Below are 21,339 nucleotides of genomic sequence, written 5' to 3' on the forward strand. Positions count from 1 at the left end.
TACCATTAAATGGCATGTGTTGAATTGTTGGTTGCGATATTCTGTTTTTATGTGACAAAAAAGGCATAATAGGGGAGAGCAGTTGTAGCAATCATAAAGGTAATAAAATGCAAATAATCAATCCTCATGATTTTGTTTGGGTCGGCAGCAATAATGATGTCGCGATAGAATCGCTTCCTGAATGGGTCGGCTCACAGTGGAACAGTAAGTTACCGTTGACGGTATACCGAAATAAAGCGGATGAGAATAAACTGACTGTTGCAATTAGAGGAATTAAGCCACACCAACGCGTTACAACACAAATTGAAAAATCTGCAATTACGCACATTATGAATGTGGAATCCTTGGTGGCGAATTCGGTGGAACTACAACGTTCAATGTTTATCGCTTTACCACCGGTGCAGGTTTTATGGATCATTTCACAGACTAAATGGCCTTGGCAATGGGGAGTAACAGGGAGTTGTGCTTACACTTTAGCGACAGATATCCAAAGTATGTTGTCAGACTGCGACCTTGATGTGGTCATTCGCTGTCCACATCGTCAAGAAAAAGAAGATTTTGCTGAGTTTGCAATTAAGGCGAACACTCCTTATTGCCCAATTGATATTCATATCGAAACCCCTAAAGGTGGGTTTTCATTAGCTGAGTGGTTTAAAAATGAAAAGGTTACATTACACACACCACTTGGCGATATTATGACCGCAGACCCGTGGAATGAAAAATTATAGCCCGCTGTTTGTCTGTTAAATAACCTAATGTAGCTTGAATGACCGACAAATTGGTTAAATATTAATTTTGATGTTCGAGCAGGTGATTTTTTACTAATCAAATAAAGCTGGAGGCATATAATGCCTCCCGATTAGCCTATTTTTAGTGTTCAATATAGGGTTCTTGTAAACCTGCTTCATGCCATTCTTTCATTGCGGGTAAAACTAAAATTCGGTCAACCCATTGTTTGGCAGCTGGGTTTACAGGTAAGTGATAACTGCGAATTCGGAAGGCAACTGGTGCAAAAAAAGCATCTACAGCCGTAAATTCACTACCTGCAAGCCAAGGGCCACCAAATTGGTTTAACCCATCCTGCCATAATTTCTGCAATCGATTTAAGTCGGTTTGTAATTCAATTGAAATATTGTTAAGTGGTGAATTATGAGTACCATCCATTGGACATTGCTGGCGTAATGCACTAAAACCCGAGTGCATTTCTGCGCTTGCACTACGAGCCCATGCTCTGGCTTTTCGCTCTTTTGGCCAGACTTGAGGGTAGTCTTCTGCAACATATTCACAGATGGCTAATGAATCCCATATTGTTTGGTTTTCATCGATTAAACAAGGGACTAAGCCTGTAGGTGAAAAACGACTGAATTTTTCATGGCTACTTTTACCGTTTTCAAATAAACACAAATTTTCTTCAAACGGGATCTGTAATACCTTTAGTAAAATCCAGGGACGTAGTGACCATGAAGAGTAGTTTTTATTTGCTATCCAAAGTTTATACATAGTATTTAACCTATCAGTCAGTTTGCAATGTTAAAAGAAAGAATACCAATGTATGGGGAAAAAGGCAGACCTACAAATGTTATTTTATGAATAACAGCTTATATCTATTAGGAATAAGCTAGATTTAATTGAAATTAATAAATAAATGAACTAAGTATTTAGTTACGGCCATTTACAAAACTGGAAAAATCTTTATTCAACTTTTCTAATTAAAACTAGACAAAATCAAATAGTAATCTATTTTTCATTATGTTGATCGTATTTGAATGTCTTCAACAAAATATTTGTTTAACTTTGGGATAGGAATAAAATTAATTTCACCTTATGATTATTACGGCTTAGTTAATAAAATATTACCTTCTTCTCTAAATGGTTTTTATCATGCAATGGAAAAATAATGCAAGTCGTTATGGGCATATCTCTTTGCTCATACATTGGCTAGTCGCAATTGTCGTATATGGAATGTTCGCTTTAGGTTTATGGATGGTGACACTAGGCTATTATGATAGTTGGTATCATCAAGCTCCTGAGATACATAAAAGTATAGGAATATTATTATTTATTGTTATGGCATTTCGTGTGATTTGGCGATTTATTTCACCGCCACCGAAGCCATTAGCAAGCTACAGTAAATTAACGAAAGCTAGCTCTATTATTGTTCAAATTCTGATTTATATTATTTTGTTCAGTATTTTGATCAGTGGTTATTTAATCTCAACCGCTGATGGACAGCCTATCAGTGTATTTGATTGGTTTGAGGTTCCTGCACTATTTACTGGTGCTGCAACACAAGCAGATACAGCAGGTGAAGTTCATTTATATTTAGCTTGGGCAGTGGTTCTATTATCAGTGTTGCATGCTTTTGCAGCTTTTAAACATCACTTTTTTGATCGTGATATTACATTAAAAAGAATGTTGGGTTTTAATCCCGATAAGTAACGTGGAGATAATTATGTTGAAGAAAACGGTTCTTGGTCTGGCTACTGGCGCACTTTTTTTAACGGCAGGTTCAGCATTAGCAGAAACTTACCAATTTGATAAGCAAGGCCAACACGCGTTTATTGAATTTCGTATTCAGCATTTAGGTTATAGCTGGGTATATGGTAGTTTTAAAGACTTTGATGGGTCTTTCACTTATGATGCAAAAGACCCATCAAAAGATAAAGTCGAAGTAACTATTAAGACAGGCAGCATTGACACTAACCACGCAGAGCGTGATAAACATTTACGCAGTGGTGATTTCTTAAATGCAGCAAAATTCCCTGAAGCAAAATTCGTTTCAACAGAAGTGAAGAAAGACGGTGAAACATACAAAATCACAGGTGATTTCACTTTAAATGGTGTTACTAAGCCGATTACATTAGATGCTAAATTAATGGGTGAAGGTAAAGATCCTTGGGGTGGATACCGTGCAGGTTTTGAAGCTGAAGGTAATATTAAGCTGAAAGAATTTAACATCAAATCTGATTTGGGTCCTAAATCTCAAGAAGCACAACTGTTGATTTCAGTTGAAGGTGTTCAAGTTAAATAAGATTTTTATCATAATAAACCTTCAAGCTTTCAAGTCTTGAAGGTTTTTTTATATCCAGCGTTTTCTAAATTGTTTATTTATGGCAAATTCTCCCGTCTTAGCCTCGCATTTTCCCTTATTCCTATAGCTTGACGACTTTGATACAAGCTAAAATAAACATTATCACTTTTTATAGGTCAATTCGTGGTATTAATAGTCTAGGTCCGTGATGACTATTGTTTTTAGATGCCATGACATTATATGCGATGGGTTCTACAGTATATAAGTAGCTTGAAAGTGTTTGTGGGAACCGTTTTACCAAGAAAAGGCAGGGTAACTTTGAATACAAATAACTCACGTAAAACCGCATTAATTGTTAGCATTATTTTTATTGCATTCGCATTCGGTTTTTATTGGTTAAGTAAAGATAATAATGTGTTATCTACAGAAAATAATAGTGCAATTCATTCAGAGGCACTTGCCCAAGTTGAAAAAGAACTGCCGATTATCGCGACGGTGAAGAAAATAAGCCCTGAAACCTATCAAAGTTTTGAGCATCTAATCACGCAATACGACCCAGCTAATGAAGATTTACGTCGTCAACTGTTTGATCAGGTTGTTGGCAATGTCATGAAGCTGGTGCTAGAACGTATGGAATATGCTTCTGATGATTCCGTAATTAATTTTACTAGCAGAGTGAATGATTACCTGAAAATCTTATTAGAAGAAGACCCAACAGGAAAAACGTGTTTTTATTCATTGTTTCCGCACTTAAGAGAAACAGCGGAAATTATTCCACCACAAAAAAGCCAAGCTGTTTTGTTGAAACAAATCCAAGCGACCAATGAGCTCTTAATTTCAAGTGAAGCTGGTGTAAAACAGGCGTTGATGTCCCCAAAAGAGTATTCTGAGGAATTAACACAGCTTGCTAGTGGGCTTTCGGCAAAGTATGGTGAAGATACCGCAATCCTTGGAAATTTAGAAGCAGGGAAGAAATCACCTGCATTAGCGTGCCGTATTTCTATTAGTTTCTATAATGAAATATTATCTATGCCTGATAATCAGAAAAAAGCTGCATTACTACGTTCTTTATTTTCATCAGTAAATAATTAATTCTTTCCAGCAAAATGGCACTGGTTAATATGGGTGCCATTTTGTGTCATTATTTATTATATTTCATTGTGTTAATCGCACTTTTTTTAATACATTATTCTTTGAGCATAAATAGTTCGTATTTATGTAGTATGCTTATTATGTAAATTTATTTTTAACTATTTTGGAGATGGCATGCAATTTATTAAGAAAAGTATCGTAGCACTTGCCGCAACTGCTGCGATATCAATGCCGATTACAGTTAGCCAAGCTTGTACTCGAGTTGTTTATTTAGGTGAAAATGAACAAATAATGACCGGAAGAACAATGGATTGGAAATACGATATTGGTACCAATCTATGGATCTTTCCTCGAGGGATGGAGCGTGATGGCATTGCAGGGCCTAACTCTTTAAAATGGAAATCAAAATACGGCAGCGTGATAGCCTCGGGTTATGATATTTCAACAACGGACGGAGTGAACGAGGAAGGTCTGGTTGCCAATTTACTGTGGCTCGCGGAATCAAAATATCCTCAAATAGATAATAAGCAACCTGCGTTGTCGATATCTTTATGGGCGCAATATGTTCTAGATAACTATGCGACAGTGGAAGAAGCCGTTGCTGAGCTAGAAAAGAATCCACTCGTAGTCGCAACAGATAATGTGCCAGGACAAGATAGGTTAGCGACTTTACATTTATCATTATCAGATGCGAGTGGTGATAGCGCGATTATTGAATATATCGATGGTAAGCAGGTAATTCATCACAGTCGCAAGTATCAAGTTATGACTAACTCGCCGACTTATGAGAAGCAATTAGCAATGCAGGAATATTGGCAAGGAATTGGCGGCACTGTAATGTTACCGGGGACTAACCGCTCCGCTGATAGATTTGCTCGCGCGCAGTTTTATATTAATGCAATTCCTCAGAAAACAACGCCTAATAAAGCGGTCGCCAGTGTTTTCAGTGTCGTACGTAATGTGTCTGTCCCTTACGGATTGACGTCTGAAAATTCGCCTGAAATATCGTCAACACGTTGGCGGACATTAGTTGACCATAAACGCCAGCTCTACTTTTTCGAGTCAGCATTAACTCCAAATATTTTTTGGACTGATTTGGCAAAAATTGACTTTTCAGCGGAAACTGGAAAAGTGAAAAAGCTGGACCTCGGTGAAGAGCAGAGCCATATCTATTCAGGGGATGCGACCAACAGTTATGTAGTTACAAAACCTTTTGAATTCTTAGGGTTAAGTGCGGAACAGTTAGGTTATTAACTGAGCCCATGAAGCATTTCAGCCCTCTTAGTCTATAGGGGGTTGATATGAATCAAGCCCGCGATAATTAATTTATGAATGTTTTGCAGATAGCAAACGAACGGTATAAGATGTATTTAAAATGCAACTTATTGGTGATGATATGAATGATCTCGTGTGTTACAAAACTATGCCAGTTTGGAATAAAGCTTCTTTGCCGTTAATGTTCCAAGAGCGCCATAATACAAAAGAGGATACATACGCACAGTTGAAAGTGCTAAAAGGCTCTTTAGATTTTATCATTTTTAATGAAGACGGCAGCGAGCAACACTTTACCTTTGATATTCATAACCAGCCGCCTATTATTGAACCTCAAGTTTGGCATCGTATTTCTGCTTGTAGTGATGACATGGAATGCCAACTGGCATTTTTATGCAAACCAGAACTGAAATTTTATAAAGAGCATGGGTTAACGACTCCACATTCAGAAGTGCGCTATTTGTGTGAGAATCACCTGAGTAAGCCATGTAAAACATTAGATTTAGGTTCGGGAAGAGGGCGTAATAGTTTTTATCTTGCCTTGCAGGGGTATGACGTGACCTCGGTAGATATCAACCCTCAGCATATCCAAGCAATTGACTTCGTTAAAAAACAAGCTGGGGTAGAGAATATTCATACGGCTGTTTATGATATTAATAGTCACCAAATACAAGAGAACTACGAACTTATTATTTCCACTGTCGTGCTAATGTTCTTGCAGCGAGAAAAAATCGCCAATGTTATTACTAATATGCAAGAACATACCCTGCCAGGGGGAGTTAACGTTATTGTGTGTGCCGTTGAAACGCCAGATGCACCGCTGGATTTAGTGCCATTTAAATGCTTCTTAAAACCAGGGGAGCTAGAAGGGTATTATAAAGATTGGGATATTTTAAAATATAACGAAAACCCTGGTCATTTACACCGTACTGATTCACAAGGTAATCGTATTAAATTAAATTTTGCAACACTCATTGCAAGGAAGAAGTAAGTAAGAAATTAGCATAGGTTATCTTAATAAAAGAGTTGCCGCTGTCGGCAACTGAGGTTGTTGACAAAGCGGGATAAAAGCGTGGTTTTTCCTGCTTTGTGTTATCAGCCGAAAATCAATAAATTGATTTTCCTAGTTTATTTTCAAAACCTATTCGACTTGCCGCCAAACATAATATGTTTGTCAGCAGTCTGAGTTGCCGCTGTCGGCAACTCTTTTTGCTTCTACTATTTAAGGTTTGTCAGTGACAGGCGGAGCGGTTTCTTTTTCGCTACGGGCTAAAGTTTTTTCCAGCAATACAGAATATAGCGGTTTGCCACCTAAAAATTGGGCCATCATTGTGGCGCCAATGCAGGTAATAATCATCGGTAAGATTAACTGGTAGTTATTTGTCATTTCTAAAACTAAGACTATCCCAGTTAATGGGGCTCTGACGGTTGCGGCAAATAAAGCTCCCATGCCTGCAATAGCGAAAGTCCCCACTTCAATTTGGTAATTAGGGAATATTTCGAGGGCGGCGTAGCCGAAAACACCACCAAATAATGTCCCAAGGGCGAGTAAAGGAGAGAAAATACCACCTGGAGCCCCAGAGCTAAAGCTAATCGTCGAAGTTAAAAACCGCAAAGCAAAGAATATGAATAACAAAGTGATGGTAAATTGGCCTGCTACCATCTGGTGGATCACGGAATATCCACCACCTACAATTTCAGGCAGGTAAACGCCAATTGCACCACAAGCACCACCAATTAACCCGCCCATCAATACAAAGCGAGAAATTTTATTTTGGTAAAATGCTAAAAATTTACTTTGTAGGTACAATAAAAAACCATTAAAACAGATACCGATAACACCAAACATTAATCCTAAAATTAAATAAAGCCATAAAGTATTCATAGGTGCAGAAGAAAATTGGCCGATATTTAATACAATAGCTTCTCCATTGATTAGCCGATAGACAATGGTGGAGGTAACAACACCGATAAATACCGCTTTAATTGAAATTAAACTGTATTTAAATTGCGGACGCATTTCTTCAATAATAAACAAGATGCCAGCTAAAGGGGCATTAAATGCTGTAGATAAACCTGCCGCCGCACCAGAGGCAAGCAAGGTGTGGCGTGACTCATTATCTTTTAAACGAAATAAATCATAAAACATTTGGCTAAGGTTCGCACCAAGTTGCACGGTTGGTCCTTCACGGCCTAATACCATACCTGAGCCCAATGTTCCTAATCCACCAATAAACTTAACTGGGATGACTCTCCACCATCTTACGGGGCGTAAATCCTGTAATGCACCTTCAATTTCTGGGATCCCAGACCCACCAGATTCAGGAGAGAACCGTTTAACAAGGTAATAGCCTAACATGGCAAGAAGTGCCGAGATAAAAAACATCCCAACAACCATCAGCCATTTTGGGGCAACCCATTCACTCACCGATTGCACGCGATAGTTGCTAATCCAAGTTGTTCCTAATTCAAATAGTGAACCGATAAGACCGACCGCCGCACCAATGAGTGCCGCAAGTAGTAAGATTTTTACAGGTGTTTTATCTGATTCTTTTAGCCGTTTAAAAATCCGCAATCGGGTTTTTATCATAGATTTACTAGCTGAATTTACCTGGCTCATCTTTATTGGATTCTCTTTATACGATGGAATAACAAACACTTATAGGTAAGTATAACAAGAGTTATCGTAAGAGCGTTATCAGGATATAAATAAAATGCAAAATAGTGCATTTAAGCAAGAAAAGTGAAAACAAAACCAACAGCACGAATAGCACACTTTCATTACTGTGAATAGTTCTCATTTGCAATGAATATTAATATAGATCAATAAACCATTAGATAATGAATAATTCCACTTTTTTATTCTAATAAAGAGCGTAGTCTTAATGTTGTATTTGAAATGCAACTTTAAGAGGCGAACAACATGTACTGTGTGCAATGTGAACAAACAATTAGAACTCCAGCTGGTAATGGCTGTGCATACGCGCAGGGTATGTGCGGTAAAACAGCAGAAACTTCTGACCTACAAGATTTATTAGTTGCTGTATTGCAAAGCTTATCTGCAAGTGCAGTCACTGCCCGCTCACTGGGTATTATTGACCATGATATTGATAGTTTTGCTCCGCGCGCATTTTTCTCTACTTTAACCAACGTCAATTTTGATTCAGAGCGTATTATCGGTTACGCCCGTGAAGCTATTTATTTACGTGATAAATTAATAAAACATTGCCAATCCGTGAATAGTGTAGTGGCCTTCAATCATCCATTAATTAATTTGCAATTAAATGGTACTGACATTCCAACCTTACAGGCACAAGCGGCTCAATTTTCATTAGATATTGATAAAGCTGAAGTCGGCGAAGACATTCACGGTTTACGTATGTTATGCCTATATGGCTTAAAAGGGGCGGCAGCCTATATGGAACACGCCCATGTTTTAGGTCAGTATGATAATGAGGTTTATGGCCAATATCATGAAATTATGGCTTGGCTTGGAACATTGCCATCGGATATGAATGAACTGCTTGATAATGCCATGGCAATTGGTCTAATGAATTTCAAGATCATGGAAATTTTGGATGCAGGTGAAACGAGCGAATTTGGTCACCCAACGCCAACGGAAGTCAACGTTCGTCCAGTCGCAGGGAAATGTATTTTAATTTCAGGACATGACCTGAAAGACTTAAAAATGTTGTTAGAACAAACTGAAGGTACGGGTATCAATGTTTATACCCACGGCGAAATGCTGCCAGCACATGGTTACCCAGAACTGAAAAAATACCCTCATTTAGTCGGTAACTATGGTAGCGGTTGGCAAAATCAGCAAGTGGAATTTGCAAAATTCCCTGGGTCTATCTTGATGACCTCTAACTGTATTATTGACCCTGATGTCGGTGATTATAAAGACCGTATCTGGACGCGTAGTATTGTGGGTTGGCCGGGTGCAAAACATTTAGTGGGTGATGATTTTTCTGCAATGATTGCTCAAGCTCAGTCACTTGCCGGTTTCCCGTATACCGAAATCGAGCACAAAATTACGGTTGGTTTCGGTCGTCAAACACTGTTAGGCGCGGCAGACGCGGTGATTGATTTAGTTTCACAGAAAAAACTACGTCACGTATTCCTTGTTGGTGGTTGTGATGGTAGCCGTGGCGAACGTAGCTATTATACGGATTTTGCCCGTAGTGTACCTGAAGATTGCTTAATCCTTACACTCGCATGTGGTAAGTATCGTTTTAATAAATTAGATTTTGGCACATTAGAAGGGCTACCACGCTTACTGGATGTGGGCCAATGTAACGATGCATATTCTGCCATTATGCTTGCGGTGAATCTATCAGAGAAACTTGGTTGTGGTATTAATGACTTGCCATTGAGTCTGATTCTGTCTTGGTTTGAGCAAAAAGCGATTGTCATCCTTTTAACATTATTAGCGTTGGGTGTGAAAAATATTTACACCGGCCCAACAGCACCTGGTTTCTTAACTGAAAACTTATTAAATGTGCTAAATGAGAAGTTTGGCATGCGTAGTATTACGACAGTTGAGCAAGATCTGGCAGAAATTTTACCTGCATGATCAATAAACCGATAGAAAAAGCTTAAAAACGATGTGAAAGATGGGGGTTGCGACCCCCTTTAAAGGAGTAGCGCGATGACCATGCCAAGCAGTTTATGTCCAAATAGAATGCAAGTTCATTCTATTATTCAAGAAACATCAGATGTCTGGACAATCAACCTTATCAATCATGATTTTTATACATATTCACCTGGTCAATATGCTTTGGTCAGCATTAAAAATAGTGATGATGTCATGCGTGCTTATACTCTTTCATCATCACCGGGGCAAAGTCGTTTTATTTCCATTACTGTCAGGCGGTTAGACGATGGTGAAGGGTCAAATTGGTTAACACGTTCGGTTAAAGAAGGTGACTACCTTTGGCTTTCAGAAGCACAAGGGGAATTCACCTGTGCTAGTCTACAAAACTCGCAGTATTTGATGTTAGCTGCTGGGTGTGGGGTGACACCGATTATGTCAATGACACGTTGGCTGATGGTGAATCGCCCAAATTCCCATGTAAAAGTGCTATTCAATGTTCGCGATGATAAGCAAGTTATTTTTGCTGAGGAATGGCAAAAGCTCGTCCGGTTATATCCAGAACGGTTGCAATTGTGTGTCATGGCGGAAACACCAGATAATGGCGATATTGCTCAAGGGCGTTTAACCGAAGAGAAATTGAAAGCGTTAGTACCCGATATTAATTCACGAATTGTGATGACGTGTGGGCCTGTGCCTTACATGAAAAATGCACAGCAATTTGCTGCTAATTTAGGCGTCCCTGCTGAACATTTCTTTATGGAGCGTTTTTCAACTGAACCAGAGGTTGTTGATAGTGAAGATATTCTTACATTAAAAATCCGTCAACGATTGGTCGACTTTAAAGTCCCTGTAGGTACTTCTTTATTATCTGCACTGGAGCAAAATAAACAGCCCGTTATTGCAGCTTGCCGAGCAGGGGTTTGTGGAAGCTGTAAAACAAAAGTGTTATCAGGTAAATACACAACAACAAGCACAATGACATTAACTGAAGCAGAAATAGCTGAGGGCTATGTTTTAGCTTGTAGTTGCCAATTACAGGGTGACACTGAAATAGCGTAAAATTATATAACATGTGCAAACTGTCTCATTAGAGTATTAATGGGACAGTATTATTTAAAATAAATCATAGTAATTATTTACAATACTCAAAATGAGAGTGTAATTAATGTTTCGGTAGTGAGCTATTTAAAAAATAAATAGATAATTTACTTAATGTATTAATCGCTGATACAGCAACCTCTTTGTTTGGGTCCTGACATAAGTCTATGATTCGTATGATGGCATCATTATATTCAATCGTTGCTTTGAAATCACCTAAAGCAGAAATGGCAGCAATTTTGATTTCATCGTTTACGCGAAATGTTAGTTTCGTTAACATTCCAACAATTACTTTATCCATAATAAAACTTTCACTGTTATATAAAATAAAAAATATTCTAAGATAATTCTTGTAATATTTAATACTAAATTGATATCTGCAATTAAATATTAACAATTTAAAAGAATGCTTTTTAATGATAATTTCGAATTAAATAATGCCTTAAGTGTATTTTCTTACTTCATTATTTGTTTGCTGGCTTATTTTTAATATAAAAAATCAACTAATGACTGATATTAGTGATTGCTTGTACTCTAATAAAGTGTTTTAATTATATTAAATTGGGCTTACTCCTTTATATTGTTTTTTTTGTATTGTACGGTAAATAGAGAATTAAGTTTTGATTAATTATCGGTAAGGTTTACTAAATAATATTACAAATGATACTTTGATTTCTCAAAGGGTTGGTTATTGATAAGTAAGTAAATAAATATATTTACTTCAATTCTAATATTCATTCTTATTATTAGTTACATTTTGTTACTTTATAAAGATATATTTAATATAAACTTAAACGGAACCTAAACAATAAGTTTTCCATGCGTAAAAAAACGTAGATATAGGGTGGCAATTAATTCACCAATGGGTATAATTCGCGCCGCATCCAAAGTGCAGTATCTCGTTAGGCGAGGCTCCTATACAAACATAGGTTACTGATCTGACGACGTCGAGAGACGCCCAAGATTAGGACAGGATATATCGACCGAAGGTATATCCCCATGTAACTTCCTGCTAAGTCAGGATACGTTGTATAGTGCTAAAACCGAGACGAAGAGATAGCTTTCGCATTCTCTCATCTGGTTTCGCCCCTATGTGAGTACTGTTTGAGTAACCAACAGTAATAGGGACTAAAAAAATGACATTCACTACCCAGAACAAAGCGGGAGCAGTTGCTATTGCTCAATCCGCAATGAAAGGCGCACGCCTCAAAGACAATAACACACAGCCAGCAAAAGTTGATGATGCAACAGTCAGCGCTTATATGAGTCAATCATATTTGCCAGTATCTATCGCAGACTCAATAGCTTGCGTGAAAAAAAATCTTATTGAACACCTTGATGGCGAGCAAATCCCAACCTATTTATTTGTTGTCGACAATGACAATTATTTAAATGGCATTCTTTCAGTTAAATCATTATTAGCTTCACCTGAAAATTTATTAGTGTCTGATATCATGCGACACAATTATTTTTCTGTTGCCCCAGAACAATCACGTCATGATGTTTATGATCTGATTAATCATAGCGGTTTAGATATGATACCTGTGGTGCAATTTGGCAAATTAATGGGTGTTTTGCGTCCGCAAGATATCGCCGAACTGATTGAAGATGAGAATACACTCGATGCGCAGCTACAAGGCGCTACTACCCCATTAGATGAGCCCTACTTAACGACAAGCCCTGTAACTTTATGGCGTAAACGTGTCGTTTGGTTGTTGATGCTATTTGTGGCCGAAGCGTATACAGGAACTGTATTAAAAGCATTTGAAGAACAGCTCGAAGCCGCAATTTCGTTAGCGTTTTTCATTCCGCTATTGATTGGTACAGGCGGTAATAGTGGAACACAAATTACATCAACATTAGTCCGTGCAATGGCACTGGGCGAGGTGAGTTTACGTAACCTGGGTACCGTACTGAAGAAAGAGGTTTCTACCTCATTTTTAGTGGCGGTGACTATTGGTGGTGCGGCATTAATTCGTGCATGGATTTTAGGTGTTGGCCACGAAGTGACTATTGTGGTTAGCTTAACCATCGTTGCCATTACAATGTGGAGTGCGATTGTTTCTTCAATCATTCCAATGGTATTGAAGAAAATGAAAGTGGACCCAGCAGTTGTTTCTGCCCCGTTCATTGCAACTTTCATTGATGGTACAGGCTTAATTATCTACTTTGAAATCGCAAAATTAGTGATGACGGAGTTTGCCTAAGCGCACATCTCAAACTTGATGCGGCAGAAAGTCTAATTTTCTGCCGCAGCGACAGAAATCCCTTCTTGTTTCAATACTTCTCCACATTTTCGACATAAATATTGGTTTTCACCACGTAGTACTTTGTTGTGGCGGCGTATGGTTAATTCATGGGACGCTTCACAGGCACAACGGTAGAGAAATGTTTTACTTTTTACTGTTGTAACCGCAAAGTTGTGCGTACGTTTCGCCGTGACTTCCAGTACGTGTTGCATCATCCACTTCCATTCTTTGCCATGCGGTGCGATACCTTTGCGGCCAAACACATGAAAAACCAACAAATGCGCTAATTCATGAGGCACAACCTCATCAATAAATTGCTCTGTATTTTCGATAAGTAAACTGGGGTTAAGGCGAATTTCCCATTCTTTTAAGTAAGCACTACCCGCAGTTGTCCCCCGTTGTTTGTAATTAACCGTTGGCTCTGAAAATGACTGTTCGAGTTTGTATTCTGCAAGTGCGAGTTTTTCTCGCAATGTGCGCATGACTTGTTGCTGTAAAAAGAGTGGAACACGGATTGTTTTCATGGGGTAAAGGATACGTGAAGGTAATGGACATAAACAAGCAATAATTGACAAATATTATATCAAAACATATATTGTATTTTTATATAATATTAATTAGAAATAACATATGCCCAATAATACCTCTGAACAGCAACTGTTAGCGATGAAGCAGGCCGCATCAGAAACGGCTTCATTATTGAAAACACTAGGGAATCCAGATCGCTTAATTTTATTATGCCAATTAACACAGGGTGAAGCCTGCGTTAGTGAGTTAGAAGAGCAGTTAGGAATATTACAACCGACACTCTCTCAACAATTAACAGTATTGCGTAATGAAGGCTTAGTGATGACGCGTCGAGAAGGAAAGCGCATTTACTATGCGATAGCAGATGAAAAATTATTTACGTTGCTCAATACGTTATATCAGCTTTATTGCCCTGTGAAGGAGAAATGAAATGACAATAGATTGGGCTAATTTTACGCCACTTTCTGCCGCGATTGGCGGTGTACTGATTGGCTTAGCCGCAGCAATTTTATTAGTATTCAATGGTCGTATAGCAGGTATCAGCGGTATTTTAGGGGGGGTATTGAAACCAACTAAGGGGGATACTGCATGGAAATTGGCATTTATTATTGGTTTGATGAGCGCCCCAACGTTGTTTACTTGGTTGGCGTATACACCAGAAGTTAACATTGCGACCAGCACACCTATTTTAGTATTAGCTGGGTTGTTTGTCGGTTTTGGTTCACGACTGGGAAGTGGCTGTACTAGTGGTCATGGGATCTGCGGCATGGCAAGGTTATCCCGTCGTTCAATTGTTGCAGTATTAGTCTTTATGATTGTTGCTTTTGCGACAGTCGCACTAGCCAACCATTATGGGATAGGGAGATAAAGCAATGCCTATTCTTATCGCATTAATTTCAGGGATACTGTTTGGTTTAGGATTGGTCATTGCCGGGATGGGAAATCCAGCAAAAATTTTGGCATTTTTAGATATTACGGGAACGTGGGATCCTTCTTTATTAATTACGATGGCAGTTGGAATGGTAATCAGTGGTATTGCTTTCTTAGGGGTTAAAAAACGTTCTGTTAGTGTACTTAATTGCCCATTGCAAATTCCTACCAATCAAACGATAGATAAAAAACTAGTCACCGGAAGTGTATTATTTGGTGTGGGGTGGGGGTTAGCAGGGATCTGCCCAGGGCCTGCATTATTGTTAACAGGAATGGGATTGACACAAGGGATAATATTTACATTAGCAATGGTTGCGGGAATGGCTATCTTCCAGTTTACGCAAAAAAATTAATCGTTCATTGTGAGCAATAAAAAACCCATCATTTGATGGGTTTTTGTATGTGACTTATTGACTAAAGAGATTACAAGCCTGCAGCGGCACGCAATGCTTCAGCTTTGTCAGTTTTTTCCCAAGGGAACTGAGAACGACCAAAATGGCCATATGAAGCAGTTTGTTGGTAAATAGGGTGTAATAAATCAAGCATCTTGATTAAGCCGTAAGGGCGTAAGTCAAAGAATTCACGAACTAATTGGATTAACAGCGACCCATCAACTTTACCGGTACCGAACGTTTCTACCATAATCGAGGTAGGTTCCGCGACGCCGATAGCGTAAGAAACTTGGATTTCACAACGGTCTGCAAGGCCTGCTGCGACAATATTTTTTGCCACGTAACGTGCTGCATAGGCTGCTGAACGGTCAACTTTTGATGGGTCTTTACCAGAGAATGCCCCACCACCATGACGAGCCATACCACCGTAGGTATCTACAATGATTTTACGGCCAGTTAATCCACAGTCACCCATCGGCCCACCGATAACAAAACGGCCCGTTGGGTTAATAAAATATTTTGTCTCTTTTGATAACCATTCTGCAGGTAGAACTGGCTTGATGATTTCTTCCATCACGGCTTCATGCAGGTCTTTTTGTTGAATATCTTCAGAATGCTGAGTAGATAAAACAACGGCATCAATACCCACAATTTTATTGTTGTCGTATTGGAATGTAACCTGACTTTTCGCGTCTGGGCGTAACCATGGCAGCGTGCCATTTTTACGAACATCTGCTTGGCGCTGCACTAAGCGGTGTGCATAAGTAATAGGAGCAGGCATTAATACATCAGTTTCGTTGGTTGCATAACCAAACATTAGGCCTTGGTCACCCGCGCCTTGTTCTGATGGGTCAACACGGTCAACACCTTGGTTGATATCGGGCGACTGTTTACCGATCGCACTTAAAACGGCACATGAATTGGCATCGAAGCCCATTTCGGAACTGGTATAGCCAATTTCGCGAACAGTTTTGCGCGTGATTTCTTCAATATCAACCCAAGCGCTGGTGGTGATTTCTCCCCCGACCATTACCATACCTGTTTTGACGTAGGTTTCGCAGGCAACGCGAGCTTTCGGGTCTTGTTCCAGAATAGCATCAAGTACTGCGTCAGAGATTTGATCAGCAATTTTATCTGGATGCCCTTCTGATACAGACTCAGAAGTAAAGAGATGTGTAGCCATGAGATTAATACCTTAAGAATTCGCAAATTTATAATTGGATGTTTTAACATCTAGACGGCTATTTTAGTCTCATACAGTAAAAATTTCTACCTGTATTTATACAAAAAACGAATAGAGACATAAAACAGCAATAGGTAAAGTTTTATCGCAATTTAGTCATTTTGGTTTTGCTTTTTGAGCGTAATAGATGTATAAACTGCGACCGTAACGGATGGTTGTTATTTCCCGTTATATACCAGCAGGATAATATAAAATGACTGCTATCTATCAGGAATGTTTATAAGCTTTTGAATTTCAATGAAAAATAAGGTGATATAGCTTAAATCAACAGGTCAACCTGCCAAAATAGTGCTACCACATTGAAATTTTAAAAGGGTAAACAGTTATATTGGGGGTTAATGGGTAATGATCCATAATCTACTGAATAACAGTATCCAACCGTCATATGCGGACCGCCGCGTGACTTTGGCATTTACTTTCCTGTCATTCTTTACTTCATCACGAAGTTACCGTCACATCTTTAATACACCTTCGAGGCTGAGTCATTAATCTGTCAGCTTAAGGTCGTATATTGTCACTGTTTAGAAGTTCTAAGCACTTTTTATTAAAATCTGAGTATTGCCGTTTCCCCAACATAACTGCCTTGCAGTGTTATGTCTTCACTGACATACATCAGGAAGGAGAACGCGTCACTCACCCCTCCATACAGGAGTTTATTATGAATGATAATATCGCTCGCAAAATGCGTCAGACGTACAACATCGCGTATTGGGGTGGTGGTTACTATCAGGTGAATGAGCGCGGAAATGTCTGTGTTTGCCCGAATCCTGAGAACCCTGACACCTTTGTTGATTTAGCTGACCTTGTTAATCAAGTGAAAGAAGAGCAGGAGCATTTACGCTTACCTGCACTGTTTTGTTTCCCGCAAATCTTACAGCATCGTTTACGTTCAATAAATGCAGCATTTAGACGCGCACGTGAGTCTTATGGCTATAAAGGCGATTACTTTCTGGTTTATCCAATAAAAGTTAACCAGCAACGTCGAGTGATTGAATCGCTAGTGAATTCAGGGGAGCCGTTAGGGCTTGAAGCTGGCTCAAAAGCGGAGTTAATGGCAGTTTTAGCGAACGCAGACAAAACACAAACCGTTATTGTTTGTAATGGATATAAAGACCGTGAATATATCCGATTAGCGTTAATTGGGGAAAAGTTAGGCCACAAGGTTTACCTTGTTATCGAAAAAATGTCTGAAATTGAGATGGTGTTAAAAGAAGCGGAAAGCTTGAATGTCACACCACGCTTAGGGGTTCGCGCCCGTTTGGCTTCTCAAGGTTCAGGCAAGTGGCAAGCCAGTGGTGGTGAAAAATCTAAATTTGGTTTGGCTGCAACCCAAGTATTACAATTAGTGGAAATTTTACGCAATGCAAATCGCCTAGATAGTTTGCAGTTGCTTCATTTCCATTTAGGCTCTCAGATGGCCAATATTCGCGATATCGCCACTGGGGTTCGTGAATCAGCCCGCTTTTATGTGGAATTGCATCGCTTAGGTGTCAATATCCAGTGCTTTGATGTGGGCGGTGGCCTTGGTGTTGACTATGAAGGTACACGTTCTCAATCCGATTGCTCCGTTAACTATGGCTTAAATGAATACGCCAATAACGTCATTTGGGCGATTGGGGATGCGTGTGAGGAGTTTAATTTACCGCACCCAACGGTGATCACGGAGTCAGGCCGAGCATTGACCGCACATCATACGGTTTTAGTCTCCAATGTGATTGGGGTTGAACGCAATGAATTTACCAAAACCACACCACCTCATGAGGATGCACCGCGTTCATTAATTTCCTTATGGGAAACCTGGGAGTCAATGCAGCATCAGGGCAGTAGCCGTTCATTACGCGAATGGTTGCATGATAGCCAATTCGACTTACAAGAAGCGCATACTCAGTATGCACACGGCGTGTTAGATTTGACTCAACGTGCATGGGCAGAAGAGCTATACCTGAATATTTGCCGTCGTATCCAGCAAGATCTCGACCCAAGTAACCGTGCTCATCGTCCAATTATCGACGAACTGCAAGAGCGCATGGCTGATAAGTTTTATGTGAACTTTTCTTTATTCCAATCGCTGCCAGACTCTTGGGGAATCGACCAAGTTTTCCCAGTATTACCGATTGAAGGTTTAGATAAACCATTAGACCGTCGTGCGGTATTGTTAGATATCACCTGTGATTCTGATGGTATTATTGACCATTACGTTGATGGTGATGGTGTTGAAACTACTATGCCAATGCCTGCCTACGACCCTGAAAACCCGCCTATGATAGGTTTCTTTATGATTGGGGCGTATCAGGAAATTTTAGGTAATATGCATAATCTGTTTGGTGATACCGCAGCAATAGATGTCTGGGTTGATAGCCAAGGTAATCTGCGTTACTTGCAAAGTGAAGAGGGCGATTCTGTCGCAGATATGCTGCAATACGTCAAATTAGTCCCAGAAGTCCTATTAGAAAGCTTCACAGAGCAAGTAAAAGGGACAGGCTTGAGTGAGCAGTTACAAAAAGACTTTGTCGCTGAGTTCGAGAATGGTTTGTATGGGTATACTTATTTAGAAGACGAATAAATGCTCAATGCGCGTTATATTTCGCACCGTCGCGTTGTTGGCTGCATTTGCCAACCCTAGTCACATACTTGTGTATGCTCCTAGGGATTGGCTCATTTTGCCGCCTAGCGACAGCACGAACTATTTAGCGCATTAATATACTGAACAGATAATAACTTTGTGCAAATAACATGATTTGTTTATTATTTATACTGTGCGAAGTTGATTTAGGTAAAACGATTCGAATCGAATATTAAAAGGGCTTGCTAATGGGTAGGCCTATTTTGAGGAACAGAAATGATTAATAGTACTTTAGGCAATCAAGTTGATAACTCACTGGTTTCTAACGCATTTGGTTTCTTACGTTTCCCGCTGAATTTTCAGCCTTATAGTTCAGATGCAGAGTGGGTGATCACCGGTGTACCCTTCGATATGGCAACTTCAGGTCGCGCAGGTAGCCGTCATGGGCCAGCCGCAATTCGTCAAGTTTCTACAAATCTTGCATGGGAAAGCCACCGCTGGCCTTGGAATTTCAAGTTAACAGACCGTTTGAATGTTGTTGACTGTGGTGATGTGGTATTTGCTTTTGGTGATGCGCAAGACATGAGTGACAAGCTGCAAGCACACACTGAAAAACTACTTGAATCAGGTAAACGTTGCTTGACCTTTGGTGGTGACCATTTCGTTACACTGCCATTGCTGCGAGCTCATGCGAAACACTTTGGTAAAATGGCCTTAGTTCATTTCGATGCACACACGGACACCTATGGCAATGGTAGCAAATTTGACCACGGAACCATGTTCTATCATGCACCAAAAGAAGGTCTGATCGACCCAAATCATTCAGTACAAATTGGTATTCGTACCGAACATGACAGCGACAATGGCTTTACTGTATTGGATGCAGGTCAGGTGAATGATCGCAGTGTGGATGATATGGTTGCGCAAATCAAAGAGATTGTTGGCGATCTACCCGTTTACCTGACTTTCGATATTGACTGCCTTGATCCAGCGTTTGCGCCGGGGACAGGAACGCCTGTTATTGGTGGTTTAACGTCAGATCGTGCATTGAAATTATTGCGTGGAATACAGTCATTAAACATCGTGGGTATGGATTTAGTCGAAGTGGCTCCGGCTTATGACCAATCTGAAATCACGGCACTCGCCGCAGCGTCTATTGCATTAGAAATGCTGTATATCCAAGCTGCTAAAAAATAAGTTATTTATATTTTACTGTATCAAGAAGCCACCGATTGGTGGCTTTTTTATATCCACAATTTATCTATGTGATTATTATTTATACTGAAAATGAAGGAATCGCACTTTTTGTTTATTGAGTTGAGAATGATTTTTATTAACAATAATCTTGTAATTTACGTATATATGCTTTTTTCTACGGTAAAAAAAATATATTCACCATGTTAATAGTGTAATATTTTTTATAAATATTAAATGTTAGAGTAAAATCATTGCTTTGTAACTTATTGTTATTGTTGCTAACTTAATATTAAAGGTAAACTAGTCAATTTGGCTATTACTCAGTAGGAGATAAGTATGGCGTTAAATAATAAAGTTATTTTAGTTACTGGTGCAGCTCAAGGGATTGGCCGTGGTATCGCACTACGTTTAGCGAAAGAAGGGGCTGATATCGCACTGGTAGATTTGAAAAAAGACAAGCTTCAAGATGTTGCCAAAGAAATTGAAGCTTTAGGCCGTAAAGTAACAACATTTGCCGCAGATATCAGTCAACGTGACCAAGTTTTTGCTGCGGTGGCTCATGCAGAAGCTGAGTTAGGTGGTTTTGATGTAATGATTAATAACGCAGGGATTGCACAAGTTAAGCCAATCGCTGATGTTCGCCAAGAAGATATGGATTTAATCTTCAAAATTAACGTGGATGGCACCATGTGGGGTATTCAAGCAGCGAGCGAGAAATTCCAAGAGCGTAAACATAAAGGGAAAATCATCAATGCGTCCTCAATTGCAGGGCATGATGGTTTTGCGATGTTAGGTGTGTATTCTGCCACGAAATTTGCCGTTCGCGCGTTAACCCAAGCCGCAGCCAAAGAATACGCAAGCTCAGGGATCACCGTAAATGCGTATTGCCCTGGTATTGTTGGTACAGATATGTGGGTGGAGATTGATGAGCGCTTTGCTGAAATTACAGGTGCACCAAAAGGCGAGACTTACAAAAAATATGTTGAAGGGATCGCGCTTGGTCGTGCTCAAACCCCTGATGATGTCGCGAGTCTAGTGGCATTCTTAGCAAGCGATGATTCTGACTATATTACTGGTCAATCTATTTTGACTGACGGTGGAATTGTCTATCGTTAATTCACTTATGTGAATTTAGGGTGTAAATAAA

Annotated in this window: 20 protein-coding genes and 1 riboswitch; of the genes, 15 read left to right on the top strand and 5 right to left on the bottom strand. The window is 39.4% G+C overall.

Going from position 1 to position 21,339, the window contains the following annotated elements:
* Window positions 1-107: 107 nt before the first annotated feature.
* Window positions 108-728 carry a malonate decarboxylase holo-ACP synthase gene (locus P3L44_RS05970; RefSeq protein ID WP_110592171.1) on the top strand — a complete coding sequence of 207 codons (621 nt, stop codon included), beginning with the start codon at window positions 108-110 and terminating at the stop codon, window positions 726-728.
* A gap of 142 nt (window positions 729-870) precedes the next feature.
* On the opposite strand, the gene P3L44_RS05975 is transcribed toward P3L44_RS05970, so the two are convergent.
* The gene (locus P3L44_RS05975; protein ID WP_140171071.1) at window positions 871-1,500 is read right to left on the bottom strand and encodes a glutathione S-transferase family protein; all 630 of its coding nucleotides are present in this window, start codon (window positions 1,498-1,500) and stop codon (window positions 871-873) included.
* Window positions 1,501-1,881: 381 nt separating this feature from the next.
* On the opposite strand from P3L44_RS05975, the gene P3L44_RS05980 reads away from it, so the two are divergent.
* From P3L44_RS05980 to tehB, 5 genes are all read left to right on the top strand, one after another.
* Window positions 1,882-2,439: a cytochrome b gene (locus tag P3L44_RS05980; RefSeq protein WP_094961347.1), complete on the top strand. Its 558-nt coding sequence runs from the start codon at window positions 1,882-1,884 to the stop codon at window positions 2,437-2,439.
* Window positions 2,440-2,452: 13 nt separating this feature from the next.
* Window positions 2,453-3,031 (top strand): YceI family protein, encoded by a 579-nt coding sequence (locus P3L44_RS05985; protein WP_004262112.1) that lies wholly within the window; start codon window positions 2,453-2,455, stop codon window positions 3,029-3,031.
* Between the two features lie 318 nt (window positions 3,032-3,349).
* Window positions 3,350-4,123, top strand: coding sequence for a hypothetical protein (locus tag P3L44_RS05990; RefSeq protein ID WP_036958473.1), 774 nt, complete (start codon window positions 3,350-3,352; stop codon window positions 4,121-4,123).
* 174 nt (window positions 4,124-4,297) lie between these two features.
* The gene (locus P3L44_RS05995) at window positions 4,298-5,377 is read left to right on the top strand and encodes a linear amide C-N hydrolase (protein WP_004262105.1); all 1,080 of its coding nucleotides are present in this window, start codon (window positions 4,298-4,300) and stop codon (window positions 5,375-5,377) included.
* 121 nt (window positions 5,378-5,498) lie between these two features.
* Window positions 5,499-6,386 carry an SAM-dependent methyltransferase TehB gene (tehB, locus tag P3L44_RS06000; RefSeq protein ID WP_004262097.1) on the top strand — a complete coding sequence of 296 codons (888 nt, stop codon included), beginning with the start codon at window positions 5,499-5,501 and terminating at the stop codon, window positions 6,384-6,386.
* A gap of 231 nt (window positions 6,387-6,617) precedes the next feature.
* Here the strand turns inward: tehB and clcA are convergent, their stop codons facing one another.
* Entirely contained in the window at window positions 6,618-8,015 is a 1,398-nt protein-coding gene (gene clcA, locus P3L44_RS06005) for a H(+)/Cl(-) exchange transporter ClcA (RefSeq protein ID WP_094961349.1), read from the bottom strand.
* Window positions 8,016-8,318: 303 nt separating this feature from the next.
* Between clcA and hcp the strand changes: the two genes are divergently transcribed.
* Complete coding sequence (hcp, locus tag P3L44_RS06010; protein ID WP_094961350.1) at window positions 8,319-9,971, top strand: hydroxylamine reductase; 1,653 nt, start codon at window positions 8,319-8,321, stop codon at window positions 9,969-9,971.
* Between the two features lie 75 nt (window positions 9,972-10,046).
* Window positions 10,047-11,051, top strand: coding sequence for an NADH oxidoreductase (gene hcr / locus P3L44_RS06015; protein ID WP_272662097.1), 1,005 nt, complete (start codon window positions 10,047-10,049; stop codon window positions 11,049-11,051).
* Window positions 11,052-11,154: 103 nt separating this feature from the next.
* Here hcr and P3L44_RS06020 read toward each other — a convergent pair whose 3' ends face one another.
* On the bottom strand, window positions 11,155-11,391 hold the full coding sequence (locus P3L44_RS06020; protein ID WP_047756882.1) for a HEAT repeat domain-containing protein: 237 nt from the start codon (window positions 11,389-11,391) through the stop codon (window positions 11,155-11,157).
* Between the two features lie 590 nt (window positions 11,392-11,981).
* A riboswitch (M-box (ykoK) riboswitch) is annotated at window positions 11,982-12,153 on the top strand.
* Window positions 12,154-12,226: 73 nt separating this feature from the next.
* Here P3L44_RS06020 and P3L44_RS06025 point away from each other — a divergent pair.
* Window positions 12,227-13,297, top strand: coding sequence for a magnesium transporter (locus P3L44_RS06025; protein WP_140171063.1), 1,071 nt, complete (start codon window positions 12,227-12,229; stop codon window positions 13,295-13,297).
* A 32-nt stretch (window positions 13,298-13,329) separates the two neighbouring features.
* Here the strand turns inward: P3L44_RS06025 and P3L44_RS06030 are convergent, their stop codons facing one another.
* Window positions 13,330-13,863, bottom strand: a complete 534-nt coding sequence (locus P3L44_RS06030) for a SprT family zinc-dependent metalloprotease (protein WP_140171061.1) — start codon at window positions 13,861-13,863, stop codon at window positions 13,330-13,332.
* Window positions 13,864-13,969: 106 nt separating this feature from the next.
* On the opposite strand from P3L44_RS06030, the gene P3L44_RS06035 reads away from it, so the two are divergent.
* The 3 genes from P3L44_RS06035 to P3L44_RS06045 are packed head-to-tail and all read left to right on the top strand — an operon-like array spanning window position 13,970 to window position 15,150.
* A complete protein-coding gene (locus tag P3L44_RS06035) occupies window positions 13,970-14,296 on the top strand; it encodes an ArsR/SmtB family transcription factor (RefSeq protein ID WP_004262083.1) in 327 nt (108 codons plus the stop codon).
* A gap of 1 nt (window position 14,297) precedes the next feature.
* Complete coding sequence (locus P3L44_RS06040; protein ID WP_272662098.1) at window positions 14,298-14,735, top strand: YeeE/YedE family protein; 438 nt, start codon at window positions 14,298-14,300, stop codon at window positions 14,733-14,735.
* A 4-nt stretch (window positions 14,736-14,739) separates the two neighbouring features.
* On the top strand, window positions 14,740-15,150 hold the full coding sequence (locus tag P3L44_RS06045) for a DUF6691 family protein (RefSeq protein WP_004262080.1): 411 nt from the start codon (window positions 14,740-14,742) through the stop codon (window positions 15,148-15,150).
* 70 nt (window positions 15,151-15,220) lie between these two features.
* Here P3L44_RS06045 and metK read toward each other — a convergent pair whose 3' ends face one another.
* Window positions 15,221-16,372, bottom strand: a complete 1,152-nt coding sequence (gene metK / locus P3L44_RS06050) for a methionine adenosyltransferase (RefSeq protein WP_272662099.1) — start codon at window positions 16,370-16,372, stop codon at window positions 15,221-15,223.
* A gap of 718 nt (window positions 16,373-17,090) precedes the next feature.
* On the opposite strand from metK, the gene speA reads away from it, so the two are divergent.
* The 3 genes from speA (at window position 17,091) to P3L44_RS06065 (ending at window position 21,308) form a co-directional block, all read left to right on the top strand.
* Window positions 17,091-18,995: a biosynthetic arginine decarboxylase gene (gene speA / locus P3L44_RS06055; RefSeq protein WP_140171059.1), complete on the top strand. Its 1,905-nt coding sequence runs from the start codon at window positions 17,091-17,093 to the stop codon at window positions 18,993-18,995.
* Between the two features lie 276 nt (window positions 18,996-19,271).
* On the top strand, window positions 19,272-20,192 hold the full coding sequence (speB, locus tag P3L44_RS06060) for an agmatinase (RefSeq protein ID WP_094961355.1): 921 nt from the start codon (window positions 19,272-19,274) through the stop codon (window positions 20,190-20,192).
* Between the two features lie 336 nt (window positions 20,193-20,528).
* Window positions 20,529-21,308, top strand: a complete 780-nt coding sequence (locus tag P3L44_RS06065) for an acetoin reductase (RefSeq protein WP_140171057.1) — start codon at window positions 20,529-20,531, stop codon at window positions 21,306-21,308.
* Window positions 21,309-21,339 lie beyond the last annotated feature (31 nt).

Source organism: Providencia sp. PROV175 (genome assembly GCF_032707045.1).
GTDB lineage: Bacteria > Pseudomonadota > Gammaproteobacteria > Enterobacterales > Enterobacteriaceae > Providencia > Providencia hangzhouensis.

Bases quoted from the DNA above. Each gene is read 5' to 3' on its own strand.
- P3L44_RS05970 (WP_110592171.1), top strand. From the start codon at position 108: ATGCAAATAATCAATCCTCATGATTTTGTTTGGGTCGGCAGCAATAAT.
- P3L44_RS05985 (WP_004262112.1), top strand. From the start codon at position 2,453: ATGTTGAAGAAAACGGTTCTTGGTCTGGCTACTGGCGCACTTTTTTTA.
- hcr (WP_272662097.1), top strand. From the start codon at position 10,047: ATGACCATGCCAAGCAGTTTATGTCCAAATAGAATGCAAGTTCATTCT.
- P3L44_RS05975 (WP_140171071.1), bottom strand. From the start codon at position 1,500: ATGTATAAACTTTGGATAGCAAATAAAAACTACTCTTCATGGTCACTA.
- clcA (WP_094961349.1), bottom strand. From the start codon at position 8,015: ATGAGCCAGGTAAATTCAGCTAGTAAATCTATGATAAAAACCCGATTG.
- hcp (WP_094961350.1), top strand. From the start codon at position 8,319: ATGTACTGTGTGCAATGTGAACAAACAATTAGAACTCCAGCTGGTAAT.
- P3L44_RS05995 (WP_004262105.1), top strand. From the start codon at position 4,298: ATGCAATTTATTAAGAAAAGTATCGTAGCACTTGCCGCAACTGCTGCG.
- P3L44_RS06030 (WP_140171061.1), bottom strand. From the start codon at position 13,863: ATGAAAACAATCCGTGTTCCACTCTTTTTACAGCAACAAGTCATGCGC.
- speB (WP_094961355.1), top strand. From the start codon at position 19,272: ATGATTAATAGTACTTTAGGCAATCAAGTTGATAACTCACTGGTTTCT.
- P3L44_RS06065 (WP_140171057.1), top strand. From the start codon at position 20,529: ATGGCGTTAAATAATAAAGTTATTTTAGTTACTGGTGCAGCTCAAGGG.
- P3L44_RS06035 (WP_004262083.1), top strand. From the start codon at position 13,970: ATGCCCAATAATACCTCTGAACAGCAACTGTTAGCGATGAAGCAGGCC.
- P3L44_RS06020 (WP_047756882.1), bottom strand. From the start codon at position 11,391: ATGGATAAAGTAATTGTTGGAATGTTAACGAAACTAACATTTCGCGTA.
- P3L44_RS05980 (WP_094961347.1), top strand. From the start codon at position 1,882: ATGCAATGGAAAAATAATGCAAGTCGTTATGGGCATATCTCTTTGCTC.
- metK (WP_272662099.1), bottom strand. From the start codon at position 16,372: ATGGCTACACATCTCTTTACTTCTGAGTCTGTATCAGAAGGGCATCCA.
- P3L44_RS06045 (WP_004262080.1), top strand. From the start codon at position 14,740: ATGCCTATTCTTATCGCATTAATTTCAGGGATACTGTTTGGTTTAGGA.
- tehB (WP_004262097.1), top strand. From the start codon at position 5,499: ATGCAACTTATTGGTGATGATATGAATGATCTCGTGTGTTACAAAACT.
- P3L44_RS06040 (WP_272662098.1), top strand. From the start codon at position 14,298: ATGACAATAGATTGGGCTAATTTTACGCCACTTTCTGCCGCGATTGGC.
- P3L44_RS06025 (WP_140171063.1), top strand. From the start codon at position 12,227: ATGACATTCACTACCCAGAACAAAGCGGGAGCAGTTGCTATTGCTCAA.
- speA (WP_140171059.1), top strand. From the start codon at position 17,091: ATGAATGATAATATCGCTCGCAAAATGCGTCAGACGTACAACATCGCG.